The sequence below is a fragment of the Paenibacillus sp. 7541 genome (genome assembly GCF_002276395.1).
Classification (GTDB): Bacteria; Bacillota; Bacilli; order Paenibacillales; family Paenibacillaceae; genus Paenibacillus_AQ; species Paenibacillus_AQ campinasensis.
Genome location: NZ_NQLZ01000039.1, coordinates 19,455 through 32,179, shown reverse-complemented (window position 1 = coordinate 32,179; position 12,725 = coordinate 19,455). Strand labels below are relative to the sequence as shown.

The window sequence follows — 12,725 nt, the reverse complement described above, 5'->3', positions numbered from 1 at the left end:
GAATCGTTCACACTGCTTATGCGCCTTGCTCTTCCTTCTCTGCCACAGCTTTAACTGCAAGCGCGAAGTTGCGAACTGGAGCTTGAAGGACGCTGAGGAGCATGGAAAGGAGACCTTCGCGGGATGGAAGCTCAGCCAGAGCTTTGATCTCGCCTTCTCCAATTACACGACCTTCTACTACGGCGCCTTTCAATTTCAACGCGTCGTTCTGTTTAGCAAAATCGTTCAGGATTTTTGCCGGAGCGACGGCGTCATTGACACTGAATGCAACAGCTGTAGGACCTGTCAGCACTTCATCGAGTTCTGTCAGTTCTGCAGCCGCAGTTGCACGACGAAGCAGCGAGTTTTTCAAAACTTGAAATTCAACGCCAGCTTCGCGAAGCTGTTTACGCAGTTCAGTAACCTGCGCAACGTTCAATCCACGGTAGTCAGCAACAACGGTCGTTACGCTCTCGCGCAGCTTCGTTGCGATCACATCAACCGCTTCTTGTTTCGCTTGAATCACTTTTGCGTTTGCCAATGATTACACCTCCTGGTTGTACTAAGTAGCGATTGAGGCCAAGCCCCCCGCTCTCTTCCTACGGGCACTAAAAAAGCCTCCGTAGAATCACGAAGGCCTGATGAAATCATCATTTGACCGGCATAGCCGGACAAGCTGCTGACATTCTATCATAACACCTCGGTAGGAAATTAAGCCTGCTTAGGGCACCTACTGTCTACGGTAAGCATATTCAACTTTAACGAACAGTCTCATAAACTCACAACTGTTTCATCATAACAAACATCATTGACCAAAGTCAACGGTATTTATTACTTGAACGTTGCTGTGTTCACACGAGCGCTCGGTCCCATCGTGGACGAAACGGCGATGCCTTTCAGGTATACACCTTTAGCAGCAGCTGGTTTCGCACGGTTCAAAGCATCGATGAGAGCTTTCAGGTTCTCATTCAATTGCTCTTCAGTGAAGGACACCTTGCCGATTGGCGCGTGAATTTGAGCTGCTCTGTCCAGACGGTACTCGATTTTACCAGCTTTGATTTCTTGAACCGCTTTGGCAACGTCGAAAGTAACCGTACCGGCTTTAGGGTTAGGCATCAGGCCTTTACCGCCGAGCAGACGGCCCAGTTTACCAACTTCACTCATCATATCAGGTGTAGCTACGCAGACGTCGAACTCGAACCAGCCCTGCTGGATTTTGTTGATCATATCTTGATCGCCTACAAAATCAGCGCCAGCCGCTTCCGCTTCCTTCGCTTTGTCACCTTTTGCAAATACCAGAACGCGTTGTGTTTTACCCGTACCATGCGGCAGGACAACAACACCACGAACAGCCTGGTCTTGTTTACGAGGGTCAACACCCAAACGCACTGCTACTTCGACAGTTTCGTCGAACTTAGCTGTAGCTGCCTTTTTCACCAGTCCAACGGCTTCAGAAGGCTCATACACTGCTTCGCTGTCGATCAGCTTGGCAGCTTCAAGGTATTTCTTACCGTGTTTAGCCATGATTCGTATTTCCTCCTTTGTGGTGATAGCGGAAAATCCTCCCACATATTTCCGGACGAAGAACGTCCGGGTTCACGAGACCTTAGTCTTCGATTGTGATGCCCATGCTGCGAGCAGTACCTTCAACCATCTTCATTGCAGCTTCAACAGATGCAGCGTTCAGGTCAGGCATTTTGGTTTCAGCGATTTGACGAACTGCGTCACGCTTAACCGTAGCCACTTTTTTCTTGTTCGGTTCGCCGGATCCTTTTTCGATCTTGGCAGCAACACGAAGCAGAACAGCAGCCGGTGGAGTTTTGGTAATGAACGTAAAGGAACGATCTTCAAATACCGAAATTTCAACCGGAATAATCAGACCAGCTTGATCGGCGGTACGCGCATTGAATTCTTTACAGAATGCCATGATGTTGACACCCGCTTGACCCAATGCTGGACCTACCGGAGGAGCCGGGTTCGCTTTAGCTGCAGGAATTTGCAGTTTAACTACCTTGATTACTTTTTTAGCCATGATAGACACCTCCTTGCCTCAATAGTGGTTAACGGACGCGGCAAAGCGCCCTCCCACAAGAAACCCGAAGAACAAAAAATCTATATCTTCTCCACTTGAGTATAGTCCAACTCCAGCGGGGTTTCCCGTCCAAACATGTTGACGTGAACCTTCAGCTTGCTCTTATCAGCCAATATTTCTTCCACGGAGCCCACAAAATTCGCAAAAGGACCAACCTTGATTCGAACGGATTCCTTGATATCGAATTCGATCTTCGGTTTCGGCTCTTCCATACCCATATGCTTCAGAATCTGTTCAACTTCTTCTGGAAGCAAAGGCGTCGGCTTGGAGCCTGAGCCTGTCGAACCGACAAAGCCCGTTACCCCTGGCGTATTGCGAACAACATACCAAGAATCATCGGTCTGAATCATCTCGACCAAGACATATCCCGGGTAAACCTTACGCATGACGGTTTTCTTCTTTCCGTCCTTGCTTACGACCTCTTCTTCCATCGGAACAAGAACCCGGAATATTTTGTCCTCCATGCCCATGGACTCGACACGTTTTTCCAAATTGGCTTTGACTTTATTCTCATACCCGGAATAGGTATGAACCACGTACCATCTTTTTTCCATATCAAGCCACCTGGGACCCTTCTAAATTATCGCTTCGATCACAGCGGAAATACCGATGTCTACAACCCAAAAATAAATCGCGACAAACACTATGGTGCCAAGAACAATCAACGTATAGTTCGTCAGCTCTTTACGATTGGGCCAGCGAACCTTTTTAAGTTCCGCCCAGCTTTCAGAGAAAAAGGAAAACAGAGACTTGAAACCACGTTTCACGCCGACTACACCTCCAAAAGAAAACTATCTTGTTTCGCGATGAGGAGTTTGCTCGTTACAAAACTTGCAAAATTTCTTCATCTCCATGCGGTCGGGGTGATTTCGCTTGTTTTTGGTGGTTGTGTAGTTTCTTTGTTTGCAGCTTGTACAAGCCAAAGTGATAATTACCCGCATGATGTGCACCTCCCGAAGACGTCCTTCTTTATCAGAAGAACCGATATTGATCCTAGTAGAAATAACATCGCCTTAGCATTACGTAAAACGCGGTTATTTCTGCGAGATGAATAAAACCGCTGTGCCCGCATAAGCAACAACGATTCATTCATAAAACACGCGAATTTAGGCCTACCTAAATCACTTTATCACAAGGGTAGCGCCATTTCAAGCCTTTTTCTCTCTGATTGCAAGGTACAGAACTTGGTAAACCGGTATTGCTGATCATTCTATACCATTATGTTCAATCTTACAAAAACCTAAAACAGACTATCCAAAAAATGAAAAAAGGCTCTGTTCGAGCCTTTCCTGATCCAAGTAACATGTACGATAGCAAAATAAATGAATGAGTTCTATCCGTTATCCCTTACCTCCAGGTAACGCTCAAGCTTGCGCTTGACTCTCTGGAGCGCATTATCAATCGATTTCACATGACGTCTGAGATCTACCGCAATTTCCTGATATGAACGACCGTCCAAATACAACATGAGCACTTTACGCTCGAGGTCGCTCAAAATTTCGGACATCTTATCTTCCAGGCCAACGAATTCTTCCTGGTTAATGATCAGTTCCTCCGGGTCGCTGACTGCTGTGCCGCAAATGACGTCAAGCAGGGTACGGTCCGAATCCTCATCATAAATAGGCTTGTCCAGCGAAATATAGGAATTGAGCGGGATATGCTTCTGCCGCGTGGCCGTCTTGATCGCCGTAATGATCTGCCTTGTGATGCACAGCTCGGCAAAAGCCTTGAACGAGGAAAGCTTGTCTCCCTTAAAATCACGGATCGCCTTGTAAAGGCCGATCATGCCTTCCTGGACAATGTCTTCCCGGTCAGCGCCAATGAGAAAATAGGTGCGTGCTTTGGCGCGCACGAAATTCCGGTACTTGTTGATCAAATACTCAAGCGCACCGCTGTCACCCTCGCGGACCGCCTCGACAATGTCTTCATCACTAATCACATCATACCCTGACAACACGACTTCTCTGAGGTCTACACTCAATAGAATCCCTCCGGCCCGGAACGCACGGTAGTCCGTCACTCGCTTGAAATATATGACAAGTATATATGATGTCTATCAGACCGTCAACCACAGATTGCCTAAATAGACCGATATTAACATTTAATGTCAAGTATAAATTTTTTTATTGCGGGAGATCATGCGCAACCTGCGGCTGCCAAAGCGTCCTTTCTTCCAGGCTTCATTCCCGGCGCCAGCGTTCCAGCATCTGCCTCACATCCGGCGGCAGCGTGGAATCAAGCGTATTCCGGTTTTTCGTCTCTTCCTTCCGGATTTGACGCTGCACCTCCTGCTCGCTTTGCTCCACCTCGATCAGCAGCTCTCTGGCAGACACCCGGAGCGCCCCCAGCGCAAAAATAACGTGCTGCTCAATCAGATCACTCGTTGCGACATAAATTTTGCGCCGGCGGTGACTAAACTCCCCGACCAGGCGCTCGATGCATTCATCAGCCGTTTCCTTCTCTTTCGTAAAATACACCTGAACCTTGCCCTGGGTGTAGGATTTACCGAGGCCAGGCACCCGGTAGGCGTCAAAGATCGCCACGACCCGCCGGCCCGAGAAGGCCTGGTAATCGGCCAGCTTCTCCAAAAGCGCATCCCGCGCATCCTGCATGCTGGACTTGGCCAGCTCTGCAAGAAACGGCCAGGCGCCGATCATATTGTAGCCGTCCACCAGCAGCACATCGCGCCAATCGGCCATGGATCTCTAACCCTTCATATGGCGGCGGCGAAGCACTTCATACATGACGACACCAGCGGCAACCGACGCGTTCAGCGAGTTGATTCTGCCAGCCATCGGCAATTTGGCGAGCACGTCGCATTTCTCCCGAATCAGACGCCCCATGCCTTTATTCTCATTCCCGATCACGACCGCAACCGGGCCGTCAAACACGGTGGCGTCGTAAATATCCGAATCCGCATCGACCACGGTGCCGACAATCCACACGCCCAGCTCCTTCAGCTGCTCAATCGTCTGGGCCAGATTGGTGACTCTCGCCACCGGCACATATTCCACCGCGCCGGCCGAGGTTTTGGAGACCGTCGCCGTAATTTGCGCCGAGCGGCGCTTCGGCAATATGACGCCGTGGACTCCGGTACAATCTGCCGTTCTCAGGATAGAGCCGAGATTATGGGGGTCCTCGATCTCATCCAGAATGAGCAGAAACGGCGGCTCCCCCTTCTCCTCCGCCACCTTGAGCAGATCATCCACCTCGGCGTATGCGTATGGCGCTGTCTGCGCGACAACGCCCTGATGCTGAACCCCGGGGGCAAGCTGATCCAGCTTGCGCTTGTCGACATGCTGGATCACGATGCCAAGCTTCTTCGCCTCGGCGATAATCGGCGATGTCAGATGCTTTTGCGCGGTTTCCGCAATCCATATTTTATTAATCGTTCGTCCCGATCGCAGCGCTTCCGTCACGGAATGCTTGCCGGCGACAATTTCTTCTTCCTGCATAACTGATTTGCTCCTCCTGCTTGAACCGGGACCCGAATACAGGCCCCAGCCAAAATGTTGTTATCATACCGAAGCCGACAGACCGCCCCGTTTATTGTTCAATGTATTCGATGCTTGTGCCAATCAGCTCGCGGAGCCGATCCTGATTGCCCGTATAATACAAATACCCGATCAGGCACTCGAACGCAGTCGCATGGCGATATTCCAGCACATTCGCATTCTTGGGCATCGTGCCCGACTTGGCGTTGCGCCCTTGCCGCACGACATCCCGCTCCTCATCGGTCAGCATCGGCTCCAGATAAGCGATGATCCGGCTCTGCGCCTTGGCCGAGACCAGCCCGGTGGCCAAGCGATGCAGATGATGCGGCCGCAGATTCGCCTTGGAGATCAAATATTGTCGAACCGCCACCTCGTAGATGGCGTCTCCGATATAAGCGAGCACGATCGGGGGGATGAGCCGCGCCGGCTTGGATGGCGGAAAATCAAACCATCCAAAATCCGGCACGTCTGGTCCTGGCCCGCTCATTTCCGCCGCCAGCGCATGCCTTGCGCCGTGTCCTCAAGGAGGATGCCCTGTGCAGCCAGCATGTCGCGAATTTCATCCGCACGCGCCCAGTTTTTGTTCTTCCGGGCCTCCGTGCGCTCGGCGATCAGCTGCTCGATCTCCTCATCCAGCATCTCCTCGGCCTCTGCCGAATCCACGATGCGAAGCACGCCGTTCATCTCTTCAAAGGCGCGGAGCACCGCCTGCAGATCAGCCGCCGGAACCGAAGCTTCCTGCAGAAGCTGGTTGGCCTCGCTCGCCCACAGGAACATTGCCGTAATCGCATCTGGCGTGTTGAAGTCATCCTGCATTTTCTCATGGAACTCTGCAAGCACAGCCGACATCTTCGCAGCAACAGCCTCGCTCGGCGCCTCATCAGGCAGACCGACGGCAGCGCTCAGCCGATGCTTCACATTCCCGGCAGCATTCGCCAGCCGCTCGACACTGCTGATCGCCTGCGCCATCACCTCATCGCTGTAGTTCAGCGGATTGCGATAATGCGTGGACAGCATGAAATAACGGATGACCTCTTTGGCATATTGCTCGCGCAGGTCCTTCACCAGCACCCCGTTGCCCAGCGATTTCGACATTTTCTCATTGTTGATGCGGATATAGCCGTTGTGCATCCAGTAATTGGCCAGAGGCTTGCCTGTGAGCGCCTCCGACTGGGCCACCTCGCACTCATGGTGCGGGAACTGCAGGTCCTGGCCACCGCCGTGAATGTCCAGCGTGTCGCCGAGATAACGGCGAGCCATGGCCGAGCACTCGATGTGCCATCCCGGACGGCCGTCGCCCCAAGGGCTGCTCCAGTAGATCTCTCCCGGCTTCGCCGCTTTCCACAGCACGAAGTCTTCCGGGCTTTCCTTGCGCTTATCCACTTCGATCCGGATGCCAAACTGCAGTTCGTCCAGCTTCTGCTGGGACAGCTTGCCGTAATCATCAAACTTCCGGGTCCGGAAGAAGACGTCGCCGCCGTTCTCATAAGCAAAGTCCCGGTCCACAAGCTCCTGGATGAAATCAATGATCTCTTCCATGTTTTCCGTGACGCGGGGATTCAGCGTCGCTCTCGGAATGCCCAGGCCGTCCAAATCTTCGTAATAAGCTGCGATAAATTTCTCCGCAACCTCAGGCACCGTCGTCCCGGTCTGTTCGGCTTTGCGGATCATTTTGTCATCGACGTCGGTAAAGTTCACCACATAGTTGACATCATAGCGCTGATTCTCGAAGTATGCCCGAACTACGTCGAAAAAGATCATCGGACGCGCATTTCCGATATGAATATAGTCGTATACGGTCGGTCCGCACACGTACATCTTCACCTTGCCCGGCTGCGCCGGCACAAAGGTTTCCTTGCTCCTGGTTAATGTATTATAAATTTGCAGTGCCATATGGTCAGGTCACAATCCTTTCCTCTTGCTCGTTATCAATCTGCCCAAGCGGTTTGCGGCTCCCTTCCGGCCGGACAGGCCGCTTCTTCGGCTATTCCTTCTTGACCGAGGATACCAATGCCTCCGGCTCTCTTTCCTTATGCCCGCTCTCTCCACGGACCTCCTCTATCTCTGCCCGAAGCTGATCGATCTCCTTCTGCATCGAACGAAGCATATCGACGATCGGGTCCGGCAGGTTCGTGTGATCGAGGCGATCTCGAATCCGCTCCCCATTCTGCTTGACCACCTTCCCCGGGTTGCCAACCACAGTGCTGTTCGGGGGAACCTCCCGCAGAACGACGGCATTGGATCCGATATTACAATTGTCTCCAATCGTAAACGATCCCAGCACTTTCGCGCCCGAACCGATGACCACGTTGTTGCCGATGGTCGGATGCCGCTTTCCTTTTTCCTTCCCCGTACCGCCCAGAGTTACCCCCTGGTAGATAACCACGTCGTCGCCGATCTCGCATGTCTCCCCGATCACAACGCCCATGCCATGGTCAATAAACAGTCTATTCCCGATCTTGGCCCCGGGGTGAATCTCGATCCCGGTCATGAATCTGCTGATCTGCGATATGATGCGGGCCAGTGTATACCAGCGCCGCTTGAACAGCGCATGTGCCACCCGATGCGCCCAGAGGGCGTGCAGGCCCGAGTAGGTAAAGATGACTTCAAAAAGTCCGCGGGCAGCCGGGTCATTCTCAAACACGGCCCGAATGTCCGACTTGATTTGTTTGAACATGTGCGCTCCCTCTCTCCTTCTGCTATTCGAGTCCAAGCACGGCGGTGAAAAGACCACATGCATAGCTGCTGATCAAGATGTGTGGGTCACAGCCTCCCCGCAAATGTCGACAAATTGTTGTTTAGAAAAAAGCGCCCCTGCAGCTTTCGCTGCAGAGGCGCCAGATCCGCGGTTCCACTCTGCTTGAACCGTCAATAGCTCCTCCCCGGTCAGGGACGGGTTTCTACGGTTCCACTCAAGTCATTAACGGCAGACAACCGGCATGATCTAACGAATGTGATTCGCTTCAACCACGCAGCTCACAGGTGCATTTCCGCTGCAGACGAACGGGATAACTCTCAGCCGGCTTCGTCAAGCTGATCTTGTCCTTTAAGCCGGTTATCCTCTCTGGGCGTGTCTGTTGTATGCGTACTTCTCCTGATCGTAGCTTTTTGCAAGATGATATTGGCAATATAAGGAGCGGCCTGTAAGCCCGGTATACGAGCCACCGCCATACACCTTATATCTTATAATTCACTTTAGTTTGAGTGTAATTATACCCGATGAAGCAAGGAGCTGACAAGGCGGATTATGCGCCTGTTTCAGCGGACATCTCAGGCTCCCTTGATCTGGGAGCGCAGACGATCAAGCACGCGGTCACGGCCAAGCAGCCAGATGGTCTGGTTCAGGTCGCGTCCATGGGTCTGTCCCGTCAAGGCTACACGAATCGGCATAAACAGCTGCTTGCCTTTAAATCCGGTTTCCTTCTGCACTTCCTTGATCAGCGCCGCAATCTTCGTGGCACTGAATTCATCGGACTGCTCCAGCTTGCCGAGGAACGAAGAGAGCACGGCCGGCACCTGCTCGCCGCTCATGACCTCAATCCCCTCTTCATCCAGCTCCAGATGCGTCCGGAAGAACACTTCGGACAGATCCACGATATCGGACGCAGACGTCATCTGCTCCTGATACAGCGCCACGAGCGCACGCGCCCAAGCATCCTCTTCCGGCGAGAGCACGTCTGGCAGGCGGGACGCCTTCTGCAGATGCGGAATAGCCAGCGCAGCCACACGATCTGGATCGGCATTCTTGATATACGTGTTGTTCATATGCGCAAGCTTGTTCGTATCGAATACAGCCGGGCTCTTCGAGAGACGGTGCTCATCGAAGATGCGGATCAGCTCGTCTTTCGAGAACACCTCTTCCTCTCCTTCCGGAGACCAGCCGAGCAGGGCGATGAAGTTAAACAGCGCTTCCGGCAAATAGCCGAGCTGATCATACTGCTCAATGAACTGAATGATCGATTCGTTCCGCTTGCTCAGCTTCTTATGATCCTCGCCGACAATAAGGGTCATATGCCCGAACTTCGGCGGCTCCCATCCGAACGCTTCGTAGATCATCAGCTGGCGAGGCGTGTTGGAGATATGATCCTCACCGCGCAGCACGTGGCTGATCTTCATCAGATGATCGTCCACCGCCACGGCAAAGTTATACGTCGGAATGCCGTCCTTCTTCACGATGACAAAGTCTCCGGTCTCCTTGCTGTTGAAGGAAATCGTTCCTTTCACCATATCGTCGAACGTGTATACCCGATCCTCCGGCACGCGGAAGCGAATGCTGGCGACACGGCCTTCCGCCTCGAACGCGCGGCGCTCCTCCTCCGTCAGATTCCGGTGCTTGCCGGAATAGCGCGGCGTTTCACCGCGGGCCATCTGCTCTTCCCGCTCCTTCTCCAGCTCTTCCTCTGTACAATAACAGCGGTAAGCCAGACCGCGATCCAGCAGCTCCTGCCAGTATTGCTTGTATATATCCAGACGCTCTGTCTGACGGTATGGTCCATACGCTCCGCCGACATCAACGCTTTCGTCCCATTCCATCCCCAGCCACTTCAAATATTTCAGCTGGCTCTGTTCTCCGCCCTCCACGTTGCGTTTAACATCCGTATCCTCAATCCGAATAATAAATTTGCCCCCATGCTTGCGGGCGAATAAATAATTAAATAAAGCCGTTCTAGCATTTCCGATATGTAAATGTCCCGTTGGACTCGGTGCATAGCGCACACGGACTTCTCCGGTCATTTCCAACCCCTCCGTTCGCTTACTTCAAAGATTCCTTCAAGATGATAGCATACCTTTCACGAGACACACAACAGACTGTGCGGCAATCCCCTCGCCGCGTCCGGTAAAGCCCAGCTGCTCGGTTGTTGTAGCCTTGACATTGACTTGCTCGGCACTCGCTTCAAGCGCTCCCGCTATAATCTCGACCATCTGCGGGATGTGCGGCGCCATCTTCGGCTTCTGTGCAATAATCGTTGCATCGACATTGCCAAGCGAGTAACCCCGCTCCTTGGCCATCGCCCATACCTGGCGCAGCAGCTCCAGGCTGTCGGCATCCTTAAAAGCCTGATCGTCATCTGGAAAATGCCGCCCGATATCCCCAAGCGCCAGCGCGCCCAGAATGGCATCCGAAATGGCATGCAGCAACACATCCGCATCCGAGTGCCCGAGCAGCCCTTTCTCATAAGGAATGGTCACACCGCCAATGATGCACGGCCTCCCCTCCACCAGCTGATGCACGTCAAATCCTTGTCCAATACGAATCATTCCCTGCTCTCTCCCTTGCGTTTCTGTAAGAACATTGCATACTCCAGATCATCTGGTGTGGTGATTTTGATGTTGCTGTATTTCCCCTCGACCACCGCCACCGGAACGCCCATACGCTCGACCAGCATGGCGTCATCCGTGCCGACAAACCCTTCCTGCTCCGCTGACTGGTGAGCCTGCAGCAGATCGGAAAGACGAAAAGCCTGTGGGGTCTGAACGGCCCACAAGCTTTGGCGATCCGGCGTTCCTGCAATGAAGCCTTGACCGTTCACCTGCTTGATTGTGTCCTTGACAGGAACCCCCAGCACCGATGCGCCCTCGCGGAGCGCCGCGTCCCGGCACCGTTCAATTTCTTCCGATGTGACAAACGGTCTGACACCGTCATGTATCATTACCCAATCTGAAGAAATTTGCTTGATTCCTTGGTAAACGGACTGCTGTCTCTCGCTGCCGCCGGTAATGACGGCTGACACCTTGTCCAATCGGTATTCCTGAATCCACCTCCGGCAGCGCTCCACCTCGCCCTCGCCCGTGACGAGTACGATTTCCCGCAGCCAGGGCAGCCGGTTGAACACTTCCAGCGTATGAATCATAATCGGCTTCTCATTCAACATGAGATATTGCTTGCTCTCCCGGGTCCCCATGCGGGACCCTTTCCCCGCCGCCACAATGACGGCCCCGAAGCTCGACAACATACCCAAAACTCCTGTCTTTCCCACTCTCAACCACGACGTGGCGAAAACGGACATATGTATACCTTCATCATACTCCGTTTACTGGGCTTTTTCCAACAGTTTCGGTTTGGCGAAGATCATTCGGCCGGCCGAGGTCTGCAGCACGCTTGTCACCAGCACCTCCATCATGGTGCCGATATATTCCCGTCCTCCCTCGACAACGATCATCGTACCGTCATCCAGATAGGCCACGCCTTGGCCGTGTTCTTTCCCGTCCTTAATAATTTGAACCAATATTTCTTCCCCTGGCAGCACCACCGGCTTGACCGCATTGGCCAAATCGTTGATATTCAGCACGGATACGCCTTGAAGCTCGCACACCTTGTTCAGATTAAAGTCATTGGTTACCACTTTCCCCTGAAGCACTTTGGCGAGTTTGACCAGCTTGCTGTCCACTTCGGATATTTCTTCGAAATCCCCTTCATAGATGAGTACCTTCACTTCGAGCTCTTTCTGAATTTTATTCAAAATATCCAGTCCCCGCCGACCACGATTGCGCTTCAGCAGATCCGAGGAATCCGCAATATGCTGGAGCTCCTCCAGTACGAATTCCGGGATGACAATCGTCCCCTCAATAAATCCGGTTTTGCAAATGTCGGCAATGCGGCCATCAATAATGACACTCGTATCCAGAATCTTATGCTCCTCAATGCGTCTGCCTTCCGGCTCGGCCACCTGGCTCCATTTGCCGGACATCCATAGCGAAGCCAGCTCTTCCTTCTTCTCCAGCCCGATCCTAAGACCAATGTATCCGCCCAAGAGCGTAATTCCGACCTGCATCAGCTTCCCGGCTTGTCCAAGCCACAGCAGCCCCGGCGACATTAACAGCGACAGCAGCAATCCGCCCAGAAGTCCTGCCGTACCGGCAGCCAGCTCATTCATCGGAATCCGCGAGAAAGCGGAAATCATCGTTTGCAGACGGCCTGCCACCTTGTCAGCCACGAGCATGCCAATCACGCCAAACAACAATCCCCCCAGCAGCGCGGATGCCCCGCTGCCTGCCGCGAATACACCTTGATCAAATATCGGCGAGAGCTCCGAGAATGATTGCGGGACCGTATGGTACAGCGTATATCCGCACCATGCTCCGCATAAAACCGCAAATGCTAAGATAGCTTTTTTAATCATGAGCTTTCGCACCTCCTTTTACTTCAGAAATCAATATTT

16 protein-coding genes and 1 other annotated feature are annotated in these 12,725 nt (G+C 52.8%); all 16 genes read right to left on the bottom strand.

Annotated elements, in window-relative coordinates:
• Positions 1-16 precede the first annotated feature (16 nt).
• On the bottom strand, positions 17-520 hold the full coding sequence (rplJ, locus tag CHH75_RS21170; protein ID WP_095267527.1) for a 50S ribosomal protein L10: 504 nt from the start codon (positions 518-520) through the stop codon (positions 17-19).
• Positions 521-580: 60 nt separating this feature from the next.
• Positions 581-740: a sequence feature (ribosomal protein L10 leader region), on the bottom strand.
• A gap of 70 nt (positions 741-810) precedes the next feature.
• A complete protein-coding gene (gene rplA, locus CHH75_RS21165; protein WP_095267526.1) occupies positions 811-1,503 on the bottom strand; it encodes a 50S ribosomal protein L1 in 693 nt (230 codons plus the stop codon).
• A gap of 82 nt (positions 1,504-1,585) precedes the next feature.
• On the bottom strand, positions 1,586-2,011 hold the full coding sequence (rplK, locus tag CHH75_RS21160) for a 50S ribosomal protein L11 (protein ID WP_095267525.1): 426 nt from the start codon (positions 2,009-2,011) through the stop codon (positions 1,586-1,588).
• 80 nt (positions 2,012-2,091) lie between these two features.
• Positions 2,092-2,625 (bottom strand): transcription termination/antitermination protein NusG, encoded by a 534-nt coding sequence (gene nusG / locus CHH75_RS21155; protein ID WP_095267524.1) that lies wholly within the window; start codon positions 2,623-2,625, stop codon positions 2,092-2,094.
• Positions 2,626-2,646: 21 nt separating this feature from the next.
• A complete protein-coding gene (gene secE, locus CHH75_RS21150) occupies positions 2,647-2,838 on the bottom strand; it encodes a preprotein translocase subunit SecE (protein WP_095267523.1) in 192 nt (63 codons plus the stop codon).
• 24 nt (positions 2,839-2,862) lie between these two features.
• A complete protein-coding gene (gene rpmG / locus CHH75_RS21145; protein WP_006212941.1) occupies positions 2,863-3,012 on the bottom strand; it encodes a 50S ribosomal protein L33 in 150 nt (49 codons plus the stop codon).
• Positions 3,013-3,404: 392 nt separating this feature from the next.
• Complete coding sequence (gene sigH, locus CHH75_RS21140) at positions 3,405-4,052, bottom strand: RNA polymerase sporulation sigma factor SigH (RefSeq protein WP_095267522.1); 648 nt, start codon at positions 4,050-4,052, stop codon at positions 3,405-3,407.
• Positions 4,053-4,251: 199 nt separating this feature from the next.
• Entirely contained in the window at positions 4,252-4,770 is a 519-nt protein-coding gene (locus CHH75_RS21135) for an NYN domain-containing protein (protein WP_095267521.1), read from the bottom strand.
• 6 nt (positions 4,771-4,776) lie between these two features.
• On the bottom strand, positions 4,777-5,526 hold the full coding sequence (gene rlmB / locus CHH75_RS21130; RefSeq protein ID WP_095267520.1) for a 23S rRNA (guanosine(2251)-2'-O)-methyltransferase RlmB: 750 nt from the start codon (positions 5,524-5,526) through the stop codon (positions 4,777-4,779).
• A 91-nt stretch (positions 5,527-5,617) separates the two neighbouring features.
• Positions 5,618-6,052, bottom strand: coding sequence for a Mini-ribonuclease 3 (locus CHH75_RS21125; RefSeq protein WP_095267519.1), 435 nt, complete (start codon positions 6,050-6,052; stop codon positions 5,618-5,620).
• Positions 6,049-7,458: a cysteine--tRNA ligase gene (gene cysS, locus CHH75_RS21120; protein ID WP_095267518.1), complete on the bottom strand. Its 1,410-nt coding sequence runs from the start codon at positions 7,456-7,458 to the stop codon at positions 6,049-6,051. Before cysS ends, CHH75_RS21125 begins: the two co-directional genes overlap by 4 nt.
• 91 nt (positions 7,459-7,549) lie before the next feature.
• The gene (cysE, locus tag CHH75_RS21115; RefSeq protein ID WP_095267517.1) at positions 7,550-8,242 is read right to left on the bottom strand and encodes a serine O-acetyltransferase; all 693 of its coding nucleotides are present in this window, start codon (positions 8,240-8,242) and stop codon (positions 7,550-7,552) included.
• A gap of 593 nt (positions 8,243-8,835) precedes the next feature.
• A complete protein-coding gene (gene gltX / locus CHH75_RS21110) occupies positions 8,836-10,299 on the bottom strand; it encodes a glutamate--tRNA ligase (protein WP_095267516.1) in 1,464 nt (487 codons plus the stop codon).
• 36 nt (positions 10,300-10,335) lie between these two features.
• Positions 10,336-10,824: a 2-C-methyl-D-erythritol 2,4-cyclodiphosphate synthase gene (ispF, locus tag CHH75_RS21105; protein WP_095399117.1), complete on the bottom strand. Its 489-nt coding sequence runs from the start codon at positions 10,822-10,824 to the stop codon at positions 10,336-10,338.
• Positions 10,821-11,519 carry a 2-C-methyl-D-erythritol 4-phosphate cytidylyltransferase gene (gene ispD, locus CHH75_RS21100; protein ID WP_176475631.1) on the bottom strand — a complete coding sequence of 233 codons (699 nt, stop codon included), beginning with the start codon at positions 11,517-11,519 and terminating at the stop codon, positions 10,821-10,823. Before ispD ends, ispF begins: the two co-directional genes overlap by 4 nt.
• A gap of 78 nt (positions 11,520-11,597) precedes the next feature.
• Entirely contained in the window at positions 11,598-12,686 is a 1,089-nt protein-coding gene (locus CHH75_RS21095; protein ID WP_095399116.1) for a PIN/TRAM domain-containing protein, read from the bottom strand.
• Positions 12,687-12,725: the final 39 nt, after the last annotated feature.